The organism is Pseudomonas sp. GL_103 (assembly GCF_057835175.1).
Genome location: NZ_CM174420.1, coordinates 4,405,588 through 4,431,037, shown reverse-complemented (window position 1 = coordinate 4,431,037; position 25,450 = coordinate 4,405,588). Strand labels below are relative to the sequence as shown.

Here is a 25,450-nt window from a genome sequence, read left to right as displayed (position 1 = left end):
ACTCCAAAATTTCACCCGATCCCACAGGTTTTTCATTGTTCTGTATTCCGCGTTTCACCTCCCGCCTGATCCACTAATTTTTCCCGCCTGCATTCGTTTTATAGGGACGACGCGCCCTTGCGCCTGCTGCCTACTGATGCGGATGCCGATAGATGAATGCTGAAGACTCCTTGAAACTTGCTCGCCGGTTTATCGGGCTGCCCCTGGAAAAGCGCCAGATGTTCCTTGCGGCCTTGCACAAGGAGGGCGTGGATTTCGCCCGTTTTCCGATTCCGGCCGGCATCGAGGCCGAGGATCGCCAGGCGCTGTCGTACGCCCAGCAACGCATGTGGTTTCTCTGGCAACTGGACCCCCACAGCGGTGCCTACAACCTGCCGGGCGCGGTGCGGCTGACCGGGCGTCTGAACCTGTCGGCGCTGGAACAGGCGTTCGCCAGCCTGGTGGCGCGGCATGAAACCCTGCGCACGGTGTTCCAGCGTCAGGCCGATGACAGCTTGCTGCAAGTGCCGGCCGCTGCGCCGCTGCGGATCGAACACGAGGATTTCAGCGCATTGCCTGCCAAGGAGCGCGAACGTGCCGTGGCTGAAACCGCCGAGCAGCAATCGATACTGCCGTTCGATCTGTCGACGGGGCCGCTGCTGCGGGTGACCTTGCTCAAGCTCGCCGAGCAGGAACATGTCCTGCTGCTGACCCTGCACCACATCGTCTCCGACGGCTGGTCGATGAACGTGCTGATCGACGAATTCATCCGCTGCTACGACGCCTTCGATGCGGGCACACAACCGCAGCTGGCGTCATTGCCGATCCAGTTCAGCGACTACGCCCTGTGGCAGCGCCGCTGGCTGGAGGCGGGCGAGCAGGCGCGGCAACTGGCGTACTGGCAGGCGCAGTTGGGTGACGAACACCCGGTGCTGGAATTGCCCCTGGACCATTCGCGCCCGGCGATGCCGAGCTATCGCGGCACCCGCTACGAATTCGCGGTCGAGGCGCAACTGGCCGAGCAACTGCGCAGCACCGCGCAGAAACACAACATCACCCTGTTCATGCTGTTGCTCGGCGCCTTCAACGCTTTGCTGCATCGCTACACCGGGCAAACCGACATCCGCGTCGGCGTGCCCATCGCCAACCGCAACCGCGCGGAAATCGAAGGCCTGATCGGCTTCTTCGTCAACACCCAGGTGCTGCGCACCCAACTGGACGGCCAGACCCGGGTCGACGACCTGCTGCGCACCATCAAGGAAACCGCCCTCGGCGCCCAGGCCCATCAGGACCTGCCGTTCGAGCGCCTGGTCGAAGCGCTGAAACTGGAGCGCAGCCTCAGCCACACGCCGCTGTTCCAGGTGATGTACAACCACCAGCCGCACGTGGCCGACATGGCCTCGGTCAGCACCGCGTCCGGCCTGGAGCTGGGCAGCATCGACTGGCAAAGCCGCACCACCCAGTTCGACCTGACCCTCGACACCTGGGAGAAGGGCGGCAAGCTGCACGCCGCGCTGACCTACGCCAGCGACCTGTTCGAGGCCGATAGCATTGCGCGCATGGCCGGGCACTGGACGCGCCTGTTGCAGGCGATAGTCGACGACTCGACGCAAAAAATCGGCGAGTTGCCGATGCTGACGGCGGATGAGCAGCAAGTGCTGGTGCAGGACTGGAACCGCACCGCCGAGACCTATCCGGTCGAGCAGTGCATGCATCAGCTGATCCAGGCCCAGGCCCGACGCACCCCCGACGCGCCGGCGCTGGTGTTTGGCGATCGTCAGCTCAGCTACGCGCAACTCGATGCCCGCAGCAATCAACTGGCGCACTGCTTGCGTGAGCAGGGCGTCGGCCCGGATGTGCTGGTGGGGATCTGCGTCGAGCGTTCACTGGAAATGGTCATCGGCCTGCTGGCGATTCACAAGGCCGGTGGTGCCTACGTACCGCTGGACCCTGAGTACCCGGCCGAACGCCTGGCCTACATGATCGAAGACAGTGCGATCGGCTTGCTGCTCAGCCAAAGCACCTTGCTCGGCGCACTGCCCACCGAGGGCGTCAAGGTCATCGCCCTGGATCAGGAACAGGACTGGCTCGACGGCTACAGCGAGACCTGTCCGCAGGTTGAAGTGCATCCGCTGAACCTGGCCTATGTGATCTACACCTCCGGCTCCACCGGCAAGCCCAAGGGCGCCGGCAACAGTCACTCGGCGCTGGTCAACCGCTTGTGCTGGATGCAACAGGCTTACGGGCTGGATGGCAGCGACTCGGTGTTGCAGAAAACCCCGTTCAGTTTCGATGTGTCGGTATGGGAGTTCTTCTGGTCGCTGATGGCCGGTGCGCGCCTGGTGGTGGCACCACCGGGGGCCCATCGTGAACCGGCGCAGTTGATCAGGATCATCGGCGACCAAGGCATCAGTACGCTGCACTTTGTGCCGTCGATGCTCCAGGCGTTCATCCATGAGCCGGGTGTCGAGGCATGCACCGGTCTCAAGCGCATCGTCTGCAGCGGTGAAGCCTTGCCGCTGGATGCCCAATTGCAGGTGTTCAAAAAGCTGCCGGGCGCCGGGTTGTACAACCTGTACGGCCCGACCGAGGCGGCCATCGACGTCACCCACTGGACCTGCATCGACGAAGGCGCCGACAGCGTGCCCATCGGCCGGCCCATCGCCAACCTGCGCACCCATGTGCTGGATGCGCAACTGCTGCCGGTTCCGGCCGGCGTAGCGGGGGAGTTGTACCTCGGTGGCGCCGGGCTGGCGCGCAGTTATCACCGGCGTCCGGCGCTCAGCGCCGAGCGTTTCGTGCCGTGCCCCTTCCATGACGGCGCGCGCTTGTACCGCACCGGCGACCGCGTGCGGCAGCGTGCCGACGGTGTGATCGAATACCTCGGGCGCCTCGACCATCAAGTCAAATTGCGTGGCCTGCGCATCGAGCTGGGGGAAATCGAAACCCGCCTGATGCAGCATGCCCTGGTGCGCGAGGCCGTGGTGCTGGTGCAGGGCGGCAAGCATCTGGTGGCCTATCTGGTGCTGGAAAATTCCGATGCCGATGAGCAGTGGCCACAAACCCTCAAGGCCTGGCTGCTCGGCAGCCTGCCGGAATACATGGTGCCCACCTACCTGATGCCACTGGACGCCTTGCCGGTGACCGCCAACGGCAAGCTCGACCGCAAGGCCTTGCCGCCACCGGACGCCGCGCCGCAACAGGCATTCGTCGCGCCGCAGGATGCGATGCAGACCGCGCTGGCGCAGATCTGGCAGGACGTATTGGGCGCCGGACCCGTGGGCCTCGAAGACAATTTCTTCGAACTCGGCGGCGACTCGATCATTTCCATCCAGGTGGTCAGCCGTGCCCGCCAGGCGGGTATTCGCCTCAGTCCGCGGGATCTGTTCCAGTACCAGACCGTGCGCAGCCTGGCGTTGATCGCGGCGTTCGACAGCCGCAGCACTGTCGATCAAGGCCCGGTCAGTGGCGAGGTGATCCTGACCCCGGCGCAGCATTACTTCTTCGAACAGGCCATCGCACAGCGTCAGCACTGGAACCAGTCGCTGCTGCTGACACCCAGGGAAGCGTTGAGTCCTGAGGCGTTGGAGCGGGCGTTGGTTACCGTCATCAACCACCACGACGCCTTGCGCCTGCGCTTCATCGAGGGGACCGACGGCTGGCAGCAGCGCCATGCAGCGCCGGTCGAGTCCGCGGGGCTGTGGTTGCGCAATGCGTCTTCAGCCGAAGCCGTGACCGCCCTGTGCGATGAAGCGCAGCGCAGCCTCGATCTGGCACACGGGCCGCTGCTGCGTGCCTTGCTGGTCAGCCTCGACGATGGCAGCCAGCGCCTGCTGCTGGTGGTCCATCACCTGGCGGTGGACGGGGTGTCGTGGCGGGTGTTGCTCGAAGACTTGCAACAGGCTTATCGGCAAGTGGCGTTGCCCGAGAAAACCAGCGCCTACCAGGCCTGGGCCGCGCACCTGCAACAGCATGCCGGCACCGCGCCTGGGCAAATGCCGTACTGGCAGGCGCAACTGGCGGATGCCCGGGACCTGCCGTGTGACAACCCCCGGGGCAGTTTGCAGCAGCGCCACGGGCACAAGATCGAGTCGAAACTGGACGCCGAACTGACCCACCTGTTGCTGCAACAGGCCCCGGCGGCCTATCGCACCCAGGTCAATGATCTGTTGCTCACGGCGCTGGCGCGGGTCGTCTGCCGCTGGAGCGGGCAGGGCTCGACGCCGATCCAGCTGGAAGGCCACGGCCGCGAAGACCTGTCCGACGACCTCGACCTGAGCCGCACCGTCGGCTGGTTCACCAGCCTGTTTCCAGTGCGCCTGCAACCCGAGGCCGAGGTGGCGAATTCGATCAAGTCGATCAAGGAGCAACTGCGCGCCATTCCCGACAAGGGCCTGGGCTACGGCTTGCTGCGCTACCTCGGTGAACCGGCACAGCGCCAGGCCCTGCAAGACCTGCCGGCGCCACGGATCACCTTCAACTACCTGGGACAGTTCGACCGTCAGTTCGACGACGCTGCGCTGTTCGTCCCGGCCCCGGAAAGCGGCGGTCAGGCCCAGGGCGACGATGCACCGTTGGCCAACTGGCTGACCGTGGAAGGCCAGGTCTATGGCGGACAGCTCTCGCTGCAATGGGGCTTCAGCCGTGACCTGTTTGCCGAGTCCACAGTGCTACGACTGGCCGCTGCCTACACCGAAGAACTCAAGACGCTGATCGAACATTGCTGCGCGACAGCGGCAGGCCAGGTCACGCCGTCGGACTTCCCGTTGGCGCGCATCACCCAGGCACAACTCGATGCCTTGCCTGTTGCGGCACCGGCCATCGAGGACGTTTACCCGCTGACGCCGATGCAGCAGGGCATGCTGTTCCACACCCTGTACGAACCCCAGGCCGAGGCCTACATCAATCAACTGCGCCTGGACATTCAGGGCCTGGAGCTGGCGGCATTTGGCCGGGCCTGGCAGGCGGCGATCAACCGGCATGACATCCTGCGCAGCAGCTTCCACTGGCTGGGGCTCGAGTGCGCGCATCAGGTGATTCATCGCCAGATCGACCTGCAACTGCAAGTGATCGAAGCGGCCGACATCGACCTCGATGCACTGGCCGCCGAGGAGCGCAGCCGCGGCTTCGAACTCAGCGCCGCGCCGTTGTTCCGCCTGCTGCTGGTGCGTCGGGGCAGTGAAGACTGGCACCTGATCCATACCAGCCATCACATCCTCATGGACGGCTGGAGCAACGCCCAGTTGCTCGGCGAAGTGATCCAGCACTATGCCGGCCAGACGTTGGCCAGGCCGTTGGGGCAATACCGCGATTACCTGGGCTGGATTCAACAGCAGCCGCTGCTGGCCGCCGAGCAGTTCTGGAAACAGGCGCTGGCGCCGCTGGAAACGCCGACGCTGCTGGCGCAAGCCTTGCCGACGCCCGCCGAAGGGCACGGCATGGGCGAACATCAATTGACCCTTGAAAGCGCCGCGCTACAGCGCCTGAGCGATTTCGCCCGCCAGCAGAAAATCACCCTCAACACCTTGCTGCAAGGCGCCTGGGGCCTGCTGTTGCAGCGCTACACCGGCCAGTCCTGTGTGGCGTTCGGCGCAACGATTGCCGGACGCTCCGCGCCGTTGCCGGGCATCGAGCAGCAGTTGGGGCTGTTCATCAACACCTTGCCGATCATCGCCGCGCCGCAGGCAGGGCAGTCGGTGGGCCAGTGGCTCAACGACCTGCAAGCCTTGAACCTGAGCCTGCGCGAATTCGAGCACGTGCCGCTGTATGACATTCAGGGTTGGGCCGGGCAACAGGGGGCGCTGTTCGACAGCCTGCTGGTGTTCGAGAACTTCCCGGTGGCCGAAGCCCTCAAGCAAGGAGCGCCGGCGGGCCTGACCTTCGGCGCGCTGCACAATCACGAAATCACCAGTTATCCGCTGACCCTCGGCATCGAAGTCGGCGCGAGCCTGCGTCTGGATTTCAGTTTCGACCGCACCCGGTTCAGCGCCGCGCAGATCAGTCAGTTGGGCGCCAGCCTGTTGCAGGTGCTGGAGCAGTTCGTCGCACAGCCACAACAGGCATTGGGCGCGGTCAGCTTGCTGGATGCACAGGCCCGAGCAAAGGTGTTGGCGTATTCCCGTCCGCCTGCGCCGCCAATCGACAGCCCGTTGCTGGCCCATCAGCGTTTCGAGCAACAAGCTGCACGCACCCCCGATGCGCTGGCGGTGATGGTCGGTGACGAGCGCCTGACCTACGCCCAGCTCAATGCGCAAGCCAACCAGCTCGCCCATCGCCTGCGCGCCCTGGGTGTGGCGCCGGGGCAGCGGGTTGGCCTGTCGGTGCGGCGCAATGCGCAGATGATCGTCAGCCTGATGGCGATCCTCAAGTCCGGCGCCGGGTATGTGCCGCTGGACCCGGATTACCCGGCCGAGCGCCTGGCCTGCATGATCGAAGACAGCGGCATGGACCTGCTGCTGGCGCAACCGGGGTTGCTGGCCGATGTCGCACTACCGCAAGGTTTGCCACGTCTGGCGCTGGAGCCAGACGCAGGCACCGGGTATTGCACCGACAACCTGGTCAACCTCGCCAGCGCCGAAGATCTCGCCTATCTGATCTACACCTCCGGCTCCACCGGGCGGCCGAAAGGCGTGTGCCTGGCCCACGCCGCGCTGCGCGAGTTTTGCGTGATCGCGGCGGACTATTCACAACTCACCCCGCAAGACCGTGTGCTGCAATTCGCCACGTTCAGCTTCGACGGCTTTGTCGAACAGTGCTACCCGCCACTGTGCGTGGGCGCGGCGCTGGTGATGCGCGGCGATGAGTTGTGGGACACCGACACCCTCTATCGCCAGATCATCGAGCAGGGCGTGACCCTGGCGGATTTGCCGGCGGCCTACTGGTTCCTGCTGGCTCAGGAGTGGGCCGCGCATCCGCAGCGGGACAAGGGGCGCTTGCGTCAGGTCCACGTCGGCGGCGAAGCCATGTCGCTGGAGGGCCTGAAGCTGTGGCACGCCGCCGGTTTGGGCGATGTGCGCCTGCTCAACACCTACGGGCCAACCGAAGCCACGGTGGTGTCCAGCACCCATGAGTGCACGCTGGCCGATACCCGCAATCACATTGGCGTGCCCATCGGCAAAGCGCTGCCGGGTCGTGCGCTGTATGTGCTGGACAGCGAAGGGCACCTGCTGCCGACCGGTTGCGTCGGCGAATTGTGCATCGGCGGCGACGCCGGCCTTGCCCAGCGTTATCACCGGCGACCGGGCCTGAGCGCCGAGCGCTTCATCGCTGATTCGTTTTCCAGCACCCCGGGGGCACGGCTGTACCGCAGCGGCGACCTGGCGCGCTATCGCGAAGACGGTGCGCTGGAATACCTGGGGCGCATCGATCATCAGGTGAAAATCCGTGGTTTCCGGGTCGAGCTAGGTGAGCTGGAAGCGCATCTGCAAGGCTTGCCGATGATCAGCGAAGCCGCGGTGCTGGTGCACGAAGGCGTCGGCGGCAAGCAATTGATCGGCTATGTGGTGCCGGCCGATGCCGGGCTGCTGGCGGCGGATGCGCGTCAACTCACCGACAGCGTGCGCCGTGCCCTGGGCGAGCGCCTGCCGGACTACATGCTGCCGGCGCAACTGGTGTTGTTGGCCGCATTGCCGCTCAACCGCAACGGCAAACTCGACCGCGCCGCGCTGCCGGCCCCGCAAGTATGGGAAGCTGAAGCCGGCAGCGCACCACAGGGTGCACTGGAAACCGAACTGGCGCAGATCTGGCGGCAGGTGTTGCAGGTCAGTCGCGTCGACCGGGAAAACAGCTTCTTCGAACTGGGCGGGCACTCGTTGCTGGCGACGCAAATCGTCTCGCAGATCCGCCAGCGCCTGGGCCTGTCGGTGAGCCTGCGCAGCCTGTTCGAACACCCGCGCCTCGAGGATTTCGCCGCTCAGGTGCAGACCCTGCAACACAGCTGTGAGCGCCCGGCACTGGTGGCGGACACCTCCGGTGAACGCCAGCCGTTGTCCTTTGCCCAGCAACGCTTGTGGTTCCTGTGGAACCTCGAGCCGGACAGTTCGATGTACAACATGCCGGGTGCCTTGCGCCTGCGCGGCGAACTGAACCTCGACGCCCTGCGCCTCACCTTCGAAAGCCTGGTGCAGCGTCACGCCGTGTTGCGCACCACCTTTTACGAAGAGGATGGCCAGGCCTGGCAGCGGGTGCACGGGCAATTGCCGTTGAGCTTCGAGGCCAGCGACCTGCGGCATCGGCCGGCGCCGGACGTCGAAGCGCAGCAACTGGCCCGCGAGGAAGTCGCCCGGCCATTCGACCTGCGCCACGGTCCGTTGCTGCGGGTGCGGGTGCTGCGGGTCGCGGATGACGAGCATGTGCTGTTGCTGACGGTGCATCACATCGTCGCCGATGACTGGTCGTTCCGCGTGCTGATCAATGAATTCGTCACGCTCTATCCAACCCTCAACCGTGGCCAGACCCCGCAACTGCCGGCGCACAGCGTGCAGTACGCCGACTTCGCCAGATGGCAGCGCCAGTGGCTGGAGCAGGGCGGCGAGTTGCAACGCCAGCTCGACTACTGGCAGCAGCGCCTTGCCGAGCCACAAGCAGTGTTGGAGTTGCCCGCCGATGGCGACCGGCGCACGGCGCAAGAAGGTGCCAGCGCCCATTTCACCTTCAGCGGCGAGCTCAGCCAGCAGTTGCGCGATTTTGCCCAACAGCGCGATCTGTCGCTGTTCATGCTGCTGCTGGCCGGTTTCACCCTGGTCCTGCGCCAGCGTACCGAGGTCAGTCGGGTGCGCATCGGCACCGATATCGCCAACCGAAATCAAGCCGAGCTTGAAGAAATGGTCGGCTTCTTCGTTAACCAATTAGTACTGCAAGTGGAGGTCGATGCCGAACAGTCGGCGGCGCAGTTGCTGGAGGCCTGTCGCCGGGCGGTGCTGGAGGCTTCGGACCATCAGGACCTGCCGTTCGAGCGCCTGGTGGAAGCCTTGCGCCTGCCGCGCCGGGCCGGCCGTTCGCCGCTGTTCGACATCAAGCTGATCTACCAGGAAGGCGTCGGTCGCGTGCCGTCGATGGAGGGCCTGCAGGTCGAGGACTTCCCGTCCGGGCGTCAGGCCGCCGAGATCGGCATGGTCGCCGCGTTCTACAACGATGCACAGCACATTCACTTGAGTTTCGAAACGCCGGTGGGCCAGTACCTGCCGAGCACGCTGGAGTCTTTGTTCGAGCAGATCCGGGCGGTGCTCGAAGCGCTGATACGCGCTGATGGGGTTCAGGTCGGTGAGTTGCTGGACCTGGCCGCCGAGGTGCAACGCCGTGCCGATGCGCGCTTGAACGAGCAGCGCAAGGCCTTGCTCGGCGGCGCCATGGCGATCAAGCGTCGCTCGGCGAACCGTGGCGCACCTGCAGCGCAATCTGCGGCGGACTGATTCAGTCGGCGGCGCCCTTGAGCGCCGCCGTCATTATTTTCTGGAGGGGTTTATGACCGTTTCAACGACCAAGTCCATTCCCAAGATGGGTCGTGGTGCCCGCAAAAGCCTGTCCACCGATCCGACGCGGCTGGTGAGTTTTGCGCCGCTGTTCGAAGGCCTGAGCATGCCGCTGGTGTGCCGTCCGGCCGTGTCCGGCGTTAGCCTGGCGGAATGGGCGACCCAGAATCGCACGCTGATCGAAAGCAAGCTGCTGGAACACGCGGTGATCCTGTTCCGTGGCTTCCAGGTGGCCGATATCGGCGAGTTCAACCGCTGCGTCGACGGCATTTCCGGCGGTGCCCTGGAGTACCTGTTCCGCGCCTCGCCACGGACCCAGATCAGCGGTCAGTTCAAGATCTACAGCTCCACCGATTACCCGGCGCCGGAAAAAATCTTCCCGCACAACGAACACTCGTATTCGCCGGTGTTCCCGCGTCACCTGTATTTCTACTGCGACACGCCGTCGGCCACCGGCGGCGAAACGCCGTTCGGCGATACCCGCCAGATTCTGGCGCGGATCGACCCGGCAGTGCGCGAGGAATTCCAGCGCAAACGCATTCAGTACGTGCGCAACTACGGCGACGGCATGGGCCTGCCATGGCAGACCGTGTTCCAGAGCGAGGATCGCGGCGAAGTCGAGGCCTACTGCGCGAAAATCGGCATCCAGGCCGAGTGGAAACCGGGCAACCGCCTGCGCACCCGGCAGAACGGCCCGGCCATCGTGCGTCATCCACTGAACGGCGAGCGCATCTGGTTCAACCACGGCACCTTTTTCAACGCACTGACCCTGCCGGACAGCATCCGCGACAACCTGCTGCGTGAATTCGGCCCGCAGGACCTGCCGCAAAACACCTTCTTCGGCGACGGCTCGCCGATTCCCGACGATGTGATTCGCCACCTGCAAGGCATCTACCGCGAGGTGATGGTCGAGTTCGCCTGGGAGAAGGGCGACGTGGTGCTGCTCGACAACATCCTCAGCGTGCATGCGCGCAACGAGTTCACCGGCTACAGAAAAATCCTCACGGCCATGGCCATCGCGCAGAAAAGCGCCGACCTGGATCAGGAATAAGGACACCCGACATGAACACCACCGCCCTCGAACCTTCGGTAGACGTATTCCAGACTTCGGCCCAGCAGGCCTTTTATTTGCGTGCCCAGGAACTGGGCGCACGGCCGCTGTTCGCCACCCTGACGCTGCCGGTCGCCAGGCCAGTGGACGCTCAGGCGTTGCGCAGGGCACTGGAAACCCTCGGCCAGCGCCATGAAATCCTGCGCACGCTGTACCGCCGCCTGCCGGGCATGAAGTGGCCGGTGCAAAGCCTGTGCGATGCGCTACCGGTCACGCTGCTGGGCAACCAGCCTTCGGTGGCCGAGGCCTTGAGCCGCAGCCGTGAAGTCATGGTTGAAGATTCGAATCAGGCGCTGGTGGTGGCGCAGGTCGAAGACGGAGCAGGGCAGACTTTCATCTCCTTGCTGGCCCCGGCATGCAGCTTCGACGAGGCATCGTTGCGGGTGCTGGCGAGTGAACTGGGCAGTCTGCTGCGTGGTGAAACCCTGGGCGACGACGAGGACGCGTTGCAATACCTGGACTACAGCGCATGGCAGGAAGAACTGCGCGAGGAAGACATCGGCCACCAGGGCGCGGCGTTCTGGCGCAACCTGCAACAGCAATTCGCGGTGGCCCATCGCTTGCCGTTCGAACGAGCCGTCGAGGTCACACTGGCTCGTCGTCAGGCAAGGTTGATTGACGCCCCATGGTTGGCGGGCGTGCAACGGGTCGCTGCCGAAACGGGCGTTGAGGCAGAGCAATTGGCGCTGTTGCTGTGGACTGCATTCGTTGCGCGCATCGGCCATCAGGAAAAGCTGCTGATGGGCTGGGAGGTGGAGGGTCGCAACGAACAAACCATCGCCACCCTCGGACGCTTCGCCCGACGCTTGCCGGTGGCCTTCGAGCACCGCAGCCAGCAGACCCTGGCGCAAGCGCTGGTGGCGTTTGCCGCCAGCGTCGAACAGTCGCTGTCGTGGCTCGATTGCCTCAATGAATTCGAACTGAGCGCCGAAGGCACCGCGCCGCTGCGTTACGGCTTCGTCTATCAGGCCGTGATTGAAAGCGCTATCGAGGTGGACGACGGCAACCCCGAAGTCCTGCGCCTGCGGGTGCAGGGTGATCAGTTGCAGTTGTCGTGCCTTGACGGTGCGCTGCCGGAATCGATGCTGGCCGAATGGCTGGAGCAGTTTGTCGAGTTCAGCCGCCAGCTACTGGCGTCGCCCGAATTGACCCTGGGTCAGGCTGATCTGTTGAGTGCTGCGCAACGGACTCGCCTGATCGAAGGCTTCAACCCGGACGCGACCGAACAGGCATTGCCGTGCCGCTTCCTGCAAGAATTGTTCAACGAACAGGCGCGTTTGCATCCGCAACGCATCGCCGTAAGCGTCAACGGTCAGCGTCTGACCTACGCCGAACTGGATGCGCGTTCCAACCAGGTGGCCAATACCCTGCGTGTTCAAGGCGTGGCGCCGGACCAGATCGTGGCGGTCTACGGCCAACGCTCGCTGGAAATGGTCATCGCCCTGTTGGGCACGCTCAAGGCCGGCGCTGCGTACTTGCCGCTGGACCCGAACTACCCGATCGAACGTCTGGCGTTCATGCTCGCCGATACCGGCGCGCGCCATGTGCTGGCCTGCCAGGCGCTGCCGGATGCATTACGCAGTGAGCGGACAATGTCCCTGATGCCTGGGGCCGAAGTCTGGTCCGCCGCGCCAAACCGGCCTGAGCCACAGGGCGACAGCGCCAACCTGGCCTACGTCATCTACACCTCCGGTTCCACCGGCAAGCCCAAGGGCGTGATGATCAGCCATGCCAACGCCGTGGCCTCGACCCTGGCGCGCAACGCTTTCTATCGCCAGCCGCTGCGGGCATTCCTGATGCTCTCGTCGTTCTCTTTCGACAGCTCGGTGGCCGGGGTTTTCTGGGCGCTGGGGCAGGGCGCGACCCTGTGCCTGCCGGATGAAGACAGCTACAAGGATCCGGCCCGACTGGCCGAGTTGATCCAGTGCGAAGAGATTTCCCATTACCTGACCCTGCCGTCCTACCACGCGCAGATTCTCGAGCACCTCGACCGTCAGGCGTTGGCCTGTGTGATCGTCGCCGGCGAAGCCTGCGGCAATGCACTGGTGCAGCGACATCGCGAGGCATTGCCGGGGGTGGCGCTGGTCAACGAATACGGTCCGACCGAAGGCACCGTGTGGTGTTCGGCCTGGGAGCTGCCGCTTGATCAGGACGATGACAGCATCCCGATCGGCCAGCCGATTGCCGGCATGCGCCTCCACGTGCTCGGCCCGGACCTGCAACCGGTGGCCGTGGGCGTCGAAGGTGAGTTGTACGTCGGTGGTGCCGGCATTGCCCGGGGTTATCTGCAACGGGCCACGCTGACCGCCGAGCGTTTTGTCCCGGACTTGTTCGCGAAGGCGGCGGGCCAGCGCCTGTACCGCACCGGTGACCTGGCGCGTTATCGCGCCGATGGCGTGCTGGAGTATCTGGGCCGGGTCGATCACCAGGTGAAAATCCGTGGCTTCCGCATTGAGCTGGGGGAAATCGAGTCGGCCATTCGCAACGCGCCGGGCATCGAAGACGCCGCCGTGATTGCCCGGGAAACCCCGACCGGCCCGCAATTGCTGGGCTTCGTGGTGTCCCCGACCGACACCGCCGACATCCGCCTCAACGAATTGCGCAGCCATCTGGCCGAAGCGCTGCCCGAGCACCTGCAACCGGCGCGCTTGCAGGTGCTGGAGCGTTTCCCGCTGATGCCCAACGGCAAACTCAATCGCCAGGCCTTGCTCGATCTCGATGTGCGCCGCAGCGTCTTCATCGCGCCGCGCAACGACCTGGAAAAAACCCTGGCGGCGATCTGGGCCGAAGCGCTGCACGTCGAGCGCGTCGGCGTGCACGACAACTTCTTCGAACTCGGCGGGCACTCGCTGCTGGCCACGCGCATTCGTGCGCGGATTCAGGAAGAACTGAACCTGGCGATCCCGCTCAAGCTGTTTTTCGACGGTGACACCCTGGAACGGCTGGCGGCGCAGATCGAGCAGTTCCGTGAGCACAGTGAACATAAAGAAAACGATGTAGACGCCCTCGAAGCGTTGTTCGATGAAGTGGATGAGGAACACGCGCGATGAGTGCTGCACCGGACAGAATGATGACCCTGGCCCAGCGTTTCTGCGGCTTGAGCGCGGACGCCCGGCGTGCGTTGCAACAGAAGATGCACGCCCAGGGGCTGACCCTGGAACTGCTGCCGATCCCGCCCCGGGACCGCGGCGTCGACACGCTGCCGGCGTCCTACGCGCAGCAGCGCTTGTGGTTCCTCTGGCAGATGCAGCCCCAGGCCACGGCCTACAACCTGACCGGTGCCTTCCGCCTGAACGGCGAGCTCAACCCTGAGGCGCTGGCGCAGACCCTGGACGCGCTGGTGCAGCGTCATGAAGTGCTGCGCACCACCTTCGTTTTCGATGAGCAGCAAGTGCTGCAAAAGATTCACCCACGGATGGATGCGCCGCTGGTTGAAGTCAGCGCTGGCGACGAGGTCGACCTGCAACGGCAGATCGCCCTCAATGCCGAGCAACCGTTCGACCTGCAGCACGGCCCGTTGATGCGCTGCCGCTTGATCCGCCTCGATGCGCAGCAACATGTGCTGGTGCTGACTTTCCACCACATCGTCACCGACGGCGGCTCGCTGCCGATCCTGTTGCAGGAGTTCACCCGGCTCTATGCGCAGCTCAGTGCCGGGCAGGCCCCGCAACTGCCGGAACTGGACATTCAATACGCCGACTTCGCCCGCTGGCAGCGCCTGTGGCTGGAGGCCGGCGAGGCCGAGCGCCAACTCGATTACTGGCGCGAACAGTTGGGCCGCGAGCATCCGCCACTTAACTTGCCGACTGACCGTCGTCGCCCGGCGATCCCGAGTCAGCAGGGTGCCAGCGTCGAGCTGGATATCCCTGCCGCGTTGACCACTCAACTGCGTGATCTTGCCCGCCGCGAAGGCTGCACCCTGTTCATGCTGTTGATGGCGGCACTGCAGACGCTGTTGCACCGCTACAGCGGCGAGCAGGACATCCGTGTCGGCGTGCCGATTGCCAACCGCACCCGCCAGGACGTGGAAAACCTCCTGGGCTTTTTCGTCAACACCCAGGTGTTGCGCAGCCAGCCACGGGCCGACCAGCCGTTTGGGCAATTGCTGGCCGAGATCAAGGCCGCGGCACTCGGCGCACAGGCCCATCAGGACCTGCCCTTCGAGCAACTGGTCGATGGCCTGGGCGTGGAGCGCAGCCTGAGCCACACGCCGCTGTTCCAGGTGATGTTCAACCACCAGCGCGACAGTGGCGGCCCGCAACGCTGGGGCCTGCCGGGGCTGGGCGTCGAACCGCTGATCTGGGATGAGAAAACCACCAAGTTCGACCTGATGCTCGACACCGTCGAGGGCGACGAGGGCATCCACGCGTCGTTCGTCTACGCCACCGAACTGTTCGACGCCTCGACCATCGAGCGCCTCGGCCGGCACTGGCTGAACCTGTTGCAGGCGATTTGCGCTGACAGCACGGTTGCCCTGGCGGACCTGTGCATGCTCGACGCCGCCGAACTGCAGGCGACCTTGCTCGACTGGAATAGCACTGCCGGGTTGAACAGCGATCAGGCGAACCTGTTGTGCGCCCATCAACTGATCGAGGCCCAGGCCGCCGCGCACCCGAACAACATCGCCGTGACCTGCGACGGCGTCACCCTCACTTACGCCGAACTGAACCGCCGCGCCAACCGCATCGCCCATCGCCTGCGCGAGCGCGGCGTCGGGCCGGACGTGTTGGTGGGCATCGCCCTGGAGCGTTCGCTGGAGATGATCGTCAGCCTGCTGGCGATCCTCAAGGCCGGCGGCGCCTACGTGCCGCTGGACCCACAATACCCGCAGGATCGCCTGGCCTATATGCTCGCCGACAGCGGCACGCGCTTGTTGCTGACAGATTCCGCACTGTTGCCGCGCCTGCCATTGAACGAAGGCATCGAAGTGATCTGCCTCGATCACGGCAGCGACTGGCTGTCCGAGGCCAGTGCCGACAACCTGCCGAACCTGACCGCTCCAGAAAACCTGGCCTACGTCATCTACACCTCCGGATCCACCGGCAAACCGAAAGGCACGCTGCTGCCCCACAGCAACCTGACGCGGCTGTTCAGCGCCACCGAACATTGGTTCGGTTTCAATGAGCAGGATGTGTGGAGCCTGTTCCACTCCTATGCCTTTGACTTTTCCGTGTGGGAAATCTTTGGCGCGTTGTTCTACGGCGGCAAACTGGTGGTGGTGCCCCACGCGGTCAGCCGCTCCCCGGAGGACTTCGCCCGCTTGCTGCGTGACGAGCGCATCACCGTACTCAACCAGACTCCCTCGGCCTTCCGCCAGTTGATGCCGTTCGCCTGCGCCAACGCGCAAGGCATGGCCCTGCGCTGCGTGGTGTTCGGCGGCGAGGCGCTGGACGTGGCCAGCCTGCGTCCGTGGTACGACGCCTTCGATGACCGGCAGCCGTTGCTGATCAACATGTACGGCATCACCGAAACCACGGTGCACGTGACCTATCGACCGCTGTCCCGCGCCGACCTCGATGGCGCCAACAGCTCGCCGCTGGGGGAGCCGATCGCCGATCTGCGCTGGTACGTGCTCGACCCGCGCCTGAACCCGGTGGCCAAGGGCTGCGTCGGAGAGTTGTACGTCGGCGGTGCCGGCCTTGCTCGCGGCTATCACCAGCGTGCCGACCTGACCGCCACGCGGTTTGTCCCGGACCTTTTCGCCGCCGAGTCGGGCGCGCGCCTGTACCGCACCGGCGATCTGGCGCGGTACTGCGCCGATGGCAGCATCGAGTACGCCGGTCGTATCGACCATCAGGTGAAGATCCGTGGTTTCCGCATCGAACTGGGGGAAATCCAGGATCGCCTGCAAAGCCATCCGGCCATCGAACAGGCGCTGGTGCTGGCGCCCGAGGTCAATGGCAGCCAGCAGTTGGTCGCGTGGTTCACCGCGACCGGCGACGACAGCGATCTGCGCCAGTCCCTGCGCGAACATTTGCAGGCCGGTTTGCCGGATTACATGGTGCCGGCGCACCTGATCAAACTCGACCAATGGCCGCTGACCGGCAACGGCAAACTCGATCGCGCTGCATTACCCAAGCCCGACGCAGCGCTGGCGCAGCAGGCGTACACGGCACCAATGGATGAGCTGCAAACCGAGCTGGCGGCGATCTGGCAAGACGTGCTCAAGCTTGAGCGCGTGGGCATCGACGACAACTTCTTTGAGCTGGGCGGCGACTCGATCATCTCGATTCAAGTCGTCAGCCGCGCGCGTCAGGCCGGGATTCGCATCGCCCCCCGGGATCTGTTCCAGCACCAGACCGTACAGAGCCTGGCGAAGGTCGCGGTACGCAGCGCCGGATTGGTGATCGATCAGGGGCCGGTGCGTGGCGAGGTACTGCTGACGCCGATCCAGCACTGGTTCTTCGAGCAGGACATCGAAGCCCGTCATCACTGGAACCAGTCGTTGCTGCTGGAACTGCGCGAGCCGCTGGACAGCGCCAGCCTGCAACTGGCCTTGGCTGTGTTGGTGGAGCATCACGATGCATTGCGCCTGCGTTTGCGTAATGTCGACGGCGTCTGGCAGCAGGCTCAAGCCGAGCAGTGGAACAGCGACGAGGTGCTGTGGCAGCGCCAGGCCGCCAATACCGATGAATTGCTTGAGCTGTGCAACGCCGCGCAAGCCAGCCTGAATCTGCAGGACGGCCCGCTGTTGCGCGCCTTGCTGGTGGACATGGGCGCGGCCGGTCAGCGGCTGTTGCTGGTGGTGCATCACCTGGCGGTGGACGGCGTGTCCTGGCGATTGCTGCTGGAAGATTTGCAAACCGCGTATCAACAAGCGCAGCAAGCTCAACCCCTGCGTCTTCCAGCGAAAACCAGCGCCTATCAGGCCTGGGCCGCTCGTCTGCAATCTCATACGCAAAGTGCTGAGCTGGTCAGCCAAGCCGCTTACTGGCAAGACCAGTTCCGCGACGTGCAAGTTGAACTGCCCGCCGACAACCCCCAAGGCAGTCTGGCCAGCGAGCATGCCGTGAGCGTGGAAACGCTGCTCGACAGCACCTTGACCCGGCAGCTGTTGCAGGACGCTCCCGCGGCGTACCGCACCCAGGTCAACGACCTGTTGCTGACGGCGCTGGCGCGGGCGCTGGGCCAATGGACCGGTCAAACTTCGACCCTGGTGAAACTGGAAGGCCACGGCCGCGAAGACCTGTTCGACGACATCGACCTGACCCGCACCCTGGGCTGGTTCACTTCGATTTTCCCGGTGAAACTCACCCCGGCCACTGATCTGGCCGGCAGCATCAAAGCGGTCAAGGAACAGCTGCGCGCCGTGCCCGACAAAGGCATCGGTTTCGGCATCCTGCGCTATCTGGCCGACGCAGGCCTTGAGGATCTGCCGTCGCCGCAGGTCACCTTCAACTACATGGGCCAGTTCGACGCCAGCTTCGACGAACAGGCGCCATGGCGCCCGGCCCGGGAAAGCGGTGGCGCCGAGCAGGGCGCATCGGCCGAACTGGACCGGGGCCTGAGCATCAACGGTCAGGTCTACGCCGGGCAACTGCGCCTGAGCTGGACCTTCAGCGGTGAAGTGTTTAACCCGCAGACCGTGCAGCGTCTGGCCGATGCCTACGCCCTGGAACTGCAACAGCTGATCGAACATTGCCTGAGCGGTGCCGGCGGGTTGACCCCGAGCGACGTGCCGCTGGTGCGCGTCGATCAGGCACAGCTGGATGCCTTGCCGCTGGCGGCCAGCCAGATCGAAGACATCCTGCCGCTGTCGCCGATGCAGCAAGGCATGTTGTTCCACAGCCTGTTCGCCCCGGATGCCGGGGCCTACGTGCCACAGATGCGCGTGGATGTGCAGGGGCTCGACGTCGAGGCGTTCCGCGATGCCTGGCAGCAGACGCTGCAGCGCCATGAAGTGCTGCGCGCGGCGTTCTTCAACGAAAGCAACGGCTCGCGGCCGTTGCAAGTGATCCTGGCCGACGCCACGTTGCCGTTGACCGTGCTCGACTGGCGCGATCAAACCAAGGTCACTGAAGCGCTGGATCGCCTGGCCGAGGACGACCGTTTGCGCGGTTTCGACCTGACGGCGGCGCCATTGCTGCGCCTGACCCTGGTGCAGACCACCAGCGACACTCATCACCTGATCTTCACCAACCACCACATCCTGCTCGACGGCTGGAGCACTTCGCAGTTGTTCGGCGAAGTGCTGCAGCGGTATTCCGGCGTCATACCCGCGCCGAGTGTTGGCGGTTATCGCGATTACATGACCTGGCTGGGCAGCCGTGATCGCGCCGCGTGCGAAGCGTTCTGGCTGGAGCAATTGCAGTCGTTCACCGAGCCGACCCGTTTGGCCGGGGCCTTGCCGGGACCGGTTGCAGGGCAAGGCGATGCTCATCGCACCCTGCACCTGAGCCTGGACAGTGCGGCCACCGAGCGTCTGAGCGGCTTTGCCCGTCAGGCCCGCGTCACGCCCAACACCCTGCTGCAAGCGGCGTGGCTGTTGCTGTTGCAGCGCTACACCGGGCAGCAGACGGTGGCGTTCGGCGCCACGGTGTCGGGGCGTCCGAGTGAGTTGCAGGGGATAGAGCAGCAGATCGGTCTGTTCATCAACACCTTGCCGGTGATCGCCACACCGCACCCCGAGCGCACGGTCAGCCAATGGATCGATGAAGTCCAGGCGCTCAACATCAGGTTGCGCGAAGTCGAATACACGCCGCTGGCGGATGTGCAGCGTTGGGCCGGTCACTCTGGCGAAGCGCTGTTCGACACGCTGCTGGTGTTCGAAAACTATCCGGTGGCGCAAGCGCTGGAGCAGGGTAACGCCAGCGCGTTGAAGTTCACCGGCATCAGCAACCACGACCAGACCAGCTTCCCCCTGGCCATCGCCGCCGAGCTGGGTGAATGCCTGGATTTGCGTTTCAACTACGACACGGCGCTGTTCAGCGCCGAGGCCATCGAAGGCTTGAGCACACGTCTGCTGGCGTTGCTCGATGCCATGGTCCGTGCGCCGCAGCAGCCATTGGGGCGCTTGAGCCTGCTCGATACCGCACAAACGGCGCAGCAGGTCGAAGGCTTCAACCGCACCGCGCAGGCCTGGCCGGATGTGCGCCCGGTCTACCAGTGCTTCGAAACCCAGGTGCTGCAAACCCCCGAGGCCCCGGCCCTGGTGTTTGCCGGCCAGACCCTCAGCTATCGCGAACTCAACCAACAGGCCAACCGGCTGGCGCACTACCTGCGTAGCCAGGGCGTCGGCGCCGAAGTGTTGGTGGGCATTGCCGCCGAGCGTTCGCTGGAACTGGTGATCGGCCTGCTGGCGATCATGAAGGCCGGTGGCGCCTATGTGCCGCTGGACCCGGACTACCCGCGCGAACGCCTGGAACACATGTTCGACGACAGCGGCGTGCACTTGCTGTTGACCCAGCGGCATCTGCTGCAACAGTTGCCGATTCCAGCCGGCACAACAGCAATTTGCCTGGACGACATGGCGCCATTGCTTGAAGGCCTGAGCGAGGAGAACCTGCCCTGCGTGGTCGAGCTGCAATCGCTGGCCTACATGATCTACACCTCCGGTTCCACGGGCAAACCCAAGGGTGCGGCCAACCGTCACGATGCCTTGTACAACCGCCTGGCGTGGATGCAGGGCGCGTACCCATTGGACGGGCGCGACACCGTCTTGCAGAAAACCCCGTTCAGTTTCGACGTGTCGGTCTGGGAGTTCTTCTGGCCGCTGATGACCGGCGCACGCCTGGCCGTGGCCGAACCGGGCGCCCATCGCGATCCGGCGCAACTGGTCGGCCTGATCGAGCAGTACCAGGTCAGCACCCTGCATTTCGTGCCGTCGATGTTGCAGGCATTTGTCCAGGGCGAAGGCTTCGAGCGTTGCGCCAGCCTGCGGCAGATCCTGTGCAGCGGCGAAGCCTTGTCGGCGGACTTGCAGCACAGCCTGTTCCGCGTGTTGCCCAACGTTGGCCTGTACAACCTCTACGGCCCGACCGAAGCGGCCATCGACGTGACCCACTGGACCTGTGTCGACGACGGAGGCTTCAGCGTGCCGATCGGTTATCCGATTGCCAACCTGGTGACCTACATCCTCGACGAGAGCCTGCAACCGCAGGTCCAAGGTTGCGTGGGTGAGCTGTATCTGGGCGGCATCGGCCTGGCCCGTGGTTATCACAACCGCCCGGACCTGACCGCCGAGCGCTTTGTCGCCAGCCCCTTCGGTGAGCCGGGCGAGCGCCTGTACCGCACCGGCGACCTGGCGCGTTACCGCGAGGACGGCGTGATCGAATACGTCGGGCGCATCGACCATCAAGTGAAGATCCGTGGCTTGCGCATCGAGCTGGGGGAAATCGAGGCCTGCCTGCTGGAGCATCCATCGGTGCGCGAGGCGGTGGTGATCGCCCTCGACGTTGGCAAGTCCAGGCAACTGGTGGCTTACGTCACAGGTGATGCCGCACTCGATCCACTCAAGCAACACCTGCGCAACGCGCTGCCCGAGCACATGCAGCCGAGCCACGTGCTGCTGCTCGATCGGTTGCCGGTGACGCCCAACGGCAAGCTCGACCGCCGCGCATTGCCGCAACCGGATCAGCAAGTGCGTGAATACATCGCGCCGCGCAATGCCGTGGAAACAGCGCTGCAAGCAGTGTGGCAAGCATTGTTCGAAGTGCCGCAGATTGGCATGCAGGACAACTTCTTCGAACTGGGTGGCGATTCCATCGTCTCGATCCAGGCCGTCAGCCGCGCACGCAAGGCCGGGTTGAGCATTTCCCCCAAGGACGTGTTCAGCCACCCGACCATCGCCGAACTGGCCACGGTCGCTCAACCGCTCACGGCGGATCAAGCCGTACCGGCTGTGGTTGAACCGGCAGCAAAAATCGAACTGAGTGAAGCGCAGTATCAGGCGCTGGAACTGACGGCGGACGAAGTCGAGGATGTTTATCCGCTGTCGCCGATGCAGCAGGGCATGCTGTTCCACTCGGTGCAGGACGGCGATTCGGGTCTGTACGTCAACCAGATCGAAGTGGGCGTGCGCGGGGTTGATGGCGCGCGTTTCCGCGAAGCCTGGGCCGATGCCGCCCGACGTCACGGGATTCTGCGCACCGCATTCCTCTGGGAAGGCGACAAGGAGCCGCTGCAAGTGGTGCTGCGTGATGCGCCGTCACTGCTGACCGAACTGGACTGGCGTGGTCTGGATAATCAGCCCGGGCGCGTCCGCCAACTGGCCCTCGAGGAGCGCGAACGCGGCTTCTCGCTGAACCGCGCGCCGCTTTTACGCCTGTTGCTGGTGCGCCTGGAGGACGACCGCTATCGCCTGATCTGGACCTACCACCACATCCTCATGGACGGCTGGAGCGTGTCGCGCCTGATCGGTGAAGTGCTGCGCCATTACAGCGGTGAGGAGCACGAGCCGGTGGCCGCCTATCGCGACTACATCGACTGGCTCGGCCAGCAAGTCGCCGAGGCCAGCGAAGCGTTCTGGAAAGACAAACTCAATAATCTCGAAGGCGCCACCCACCTGGCCCGCGCACTGCCGGTCAAGGCGCCGCAAGCGGGTTATCACGCGATCTACACGCACCTGAGCGCCGGGCAGACTGCGGGTTTGCAGGCGTTTGCCCAGCAACAGCAAGTGACCCTCAACACTCTGGTGCAAGCCGCGTGGCTGCTGCTGTTGCAGCGCTACACCGGCCAGCGCACGGTGGCCTTCGGCGCCACGGTGTCCGGCCGCCCGGAGACTCTCAATGGCTCGGAGAACATGCTCGGGCTGTTCATCAACACCTTGCCGGTGGTCAGCACGGTGCCGACCGAGGCCAGCGTCGGTGACTGGCTGCGGGAGATCCAGGCTTATAACCTCGACATCCGCGACTTCCAGCAAACCCCGCTCAGCGATATCCAGCGCTGGGCCGGGCAGGGCGGGCAGTCGTTGTTCGACAGCATCATCGTGTTCGAAAACCAGCCGGTGGACCGCACCCTGCGCGAGTGGAACGGCGATTCGCTGCGCTTCGAGGACGTCTCCGATTTCGGCCTGACCAGCTTCGCCATGGACCTGATGGTCAGCCTCGACGAAGGGCTGCGCATCGAGTACATGCACCAGCGCGATCAGTTCGACCTGGCCACCGTCGAAGTGCTGCGCAACCACATGGAAAGCCTGATGCAGCGCCTGTGCGACGACGCCGGGCGCGCCGTCGGTGAGCTGGGCCTGCTGACGCTGGACGAAGGCCGGGCGCTGGACGGCGAACTGCCGGTGGTGGCTGAGGGTGACGAGACGCCGGTGCATGAACTGATTCGTCAGCGAGCGCGACTGCAACCGGAGCACACGGCGCTGGTGCTCAGTTATGCCGATCGCGACGCCGAGCAGTTGAGCTACGCCGAGCTGGACCGGCGCTCCGATGCTTTGGCGATGCATCTGCTTGAGCAAGGCGTGCAGGCCGAAGACGTGATCGGCGTGTTCATGGAGCGCTCGCTGGAACTGGTGGTGTCGCTGCTGGCGGTGATGAAGTGCGGGGCCGCCTACGTGCCGCTGGACCCGCAATACCCGCAGGAACGCCTGCGCTACATGATGGCCGACAGCGACATGCGCCTGTTGCTGACCCAGGAACGGCTGTGCGATAGCGCGCAACTCAACCCGGGCACGGCGATGGTCGCAGTGGATCGCCTGAACCTAGACGTCGAGGTGCCGGCACCGCAACGCGCAGTGCACGCCGAGCAACTGGCCTACCTGATCTACACCTCGGGCTCCACCGGCAAGCCGAAAAGCGTCGCCGTCGCCCATGGGCCATTGAGCATGCACGTGCAAGCCATCGCCGAGCTGTACGAGATGGACCCGGACAATCGCGAGCTGCATTTCATGTCGTTCGCCTTCGACGGTGCCCATGAACGCTGGATCACCGCGCTGATCAGCGGCTCGACCCTGGTGATCCGCGACAACACCTTGTGGACCGCCGAACAGACCCTGGCGGTGCTGCACCGCCAGCGCATCAGCGTCGCCTGCTTCCCGCCGGCGTACCTGCTGCAACTGGCCGAGCACGCCGAATTGCAGGGCGGTGATCCGCCGCCGGTGCGCATCTATTGCTTCGGCGGCGATGCAGTGCCGGACGCAACCTTCGAGCGGGTCAAGCACACACTCAGGCCGCAATACCTGGTCAACGGCTACGGCCCGACGGAAACCGTGGTCACGCCGCTGCTGTGGAAAGTCGCCGCCGACGGCCACTGCCAGGCGATGTACGCGCCGATTGGCCAACGCGTCGGCGCCCGCAGCCTGCACGTGCTGGACATGGACCTCAACCCGCTGCCGGTGGGCATGGTCGGCGAGTTGTACATCGGCGGACGGGGTGTCGCGCGCGGCTACCATCGCCACCCGTGGCAGTCTGCCGAGCGCTTCGTCGCCGACCCGTTCAGCACCGAGGGCGGGCGCCTGTACCGCACCGGCGACCTGGTGCGCCGTCGCGAGGATGGCGTGTTCGATTACGTCGGGCGTATCGACCATCAGGTCAAAGTGCGCGGCTTCCGCATCGAACTGGGCGAAATCGAAGCCCGTTTGCGCGAGCAGGCCGGGGTCAACGATGCGCTGGTGGTGGTGCGTGACAACGGGCAGGGGCCGCAATTGGTGGGCTATGTGGTGGCGGAGCAAGACGATGGCCTCGGCCCGCGTTGCCAGGCGGCATTGCGCGAAAGCCTGCCCGACTACATGGTGCCGACGCAGGTCGTGGTGCTGCCGCGCTTCCCGCTGACCCCCAACGGCAAGCTCGACCGCAAGGCCTTGCCGGACCCGGCCTTCACCGGTCGCGACTACGTGGCCCCGCGCACGCCGCTGGAATGGGCGCTGGCGGACATCTGGCAGCAGGTGCTGGGCATCGAGAAAGTCGGCATCACCGACAACTTCTTCGAGTTGGGCGGTGATTCGCTGCGCACCCTCAAGGTGATCTCGAAAGTCCGCGCCCTGAATGAGCCTGGCTTCCAGCTCAAGCTGCGGGACATGATGGCCAAGCCGACGATTGCCGGGTTGTCCGGTGTCGATGAACAGCCCGTGCGGCAGAGTCCACAACCACTGTTGCTGCTCAACCAGCTGGTGAATGATCAGCCGCCGCTGTTCTGCCTGCACGCCGGCTTCGGCACAGTGTTCGACTACGAGCCATTGGCCCGGCGCCTGGAGGGCGAGCGCACGGTGTACGGCGTGCAATGCCGGATGCTGCTCGACCGGCAGTGGCACGACACCTCGCTTGCGCAGATGGCCGCCGACTACGTCGAGGCGATCCGCGCCCGGCAACCCCAGGGGCCGTACCACCTGCTGGGCTGGTCGCTGGGCGGGGCGTTGGCGTTGATGGTGAGTGACCTGTTCGAACAACAGGGCCAGCGGGTGGCATTCGTCGGTCTGGTGGACAGCTTTGTGCCGACCCAGGCCAATGCCGTCGCCAGCCCGGATGAGTGGCGCGCCGATCTGGCCGAGTTCCTAGGTGCAACTTTGGGCATGGACGACGCAGTGATCGCCCAGGCATTGAATTCCGAGAGGGCGGGGGACCACGACGCCGTGACGCGGATCATTCGCATGGTGATCGATAGCCAAAGCGATCAGGCCAGCGGTTACGCGCTGCTCGGCGCCGACGAGTTGGCCCAGACGTTCATGGTCAGCACACGGTTGAAGGCGCTGTCGCGGCAGGTCGAAAGCCTGCCGATTCCTCAGGCCGAACTGCATTGCTGGTGGGCCGATGGCAACCCGACGGCCGAACGCGCGACCCTGGAGCGTCAGCAACCACGGCTGCGCAAGGTGCAAAGGGTAACGGCCGGCCACTTCGATATCCTGCAGCAGGATGAGTGCCTGGACGCTGTGGTGGCGGCGCTGGGTCGGGAGGTGGTGCCGCAGCTCTAGGGCTAACCCGCGACAAAAACAGGCTCGCCCTAATGAACG

At 64.8% G+C, this 25,450-nt stretch carries 4 protein-coding genes; all 4 read left to right on the top strand.

All coding sequences use genetic code 11. From position 1 onward, the window contains the following. Positions 1–152 precede the first annotated feature (152 nt). From AC3IP0_RS19790 to AC3IP0_RS19775, 4 genes are read left to right on the top strand one after another with little or no spacing between them, the layout of a single operon-like run. A complete protein-coding gene (locus tag AC3IP0_RS19790) occupies positions 153–9,389 on the top strand; it encodes an amino acid adenylation domain-containing protein (RefSeq protein ID WP_489325703.1) in 9,237 nt (3,078 codons plus the stop codon). A gap of 52 nt (positions 9,390–9,441) precedes the next feature. Next, positions 9,442–10,500 carry a TauD/TfdA family dioxygenase gene (locus AC3IP0_RS19785; protein WP_489316692.1) on the top strand — a complete coding sequence of 353 codons (1,059 nt, stop codon included), beginning with the start codon at positions 9,442–9,444 and terminating at the stop codon, positions 10,498–10,500. An 11-nt stretch (positions 10,501–10,511) separates the two neighbouring features. After that, positions 10,512–13,610, top strand: coding sequence for a non-ribosomal peptide synthetase (locus AC3IP0_RS19780; protein ID WP_489325701.1), 3,099 nt, complete (start codon positions 10,512–10,514; stop codon positions 13,608–13,610). After that, positions 13,607–25,411, top strand: a complete 11,805-nt coding sequence (locus tag AC3IP0_RS19775) for an amino acid adenylation domain-containing protein (protein WP_489325699.1) — start codon at positions 13,607–13,609, stop codon at positions 25,409–25,411. Before AC3IP0_RS19780 ends, AC3IP0_RS19775 begins: the two co-directional genes overlap by 4 nt. Positions 25,412–25,450 lie beyond the last annotated feature (39 nt).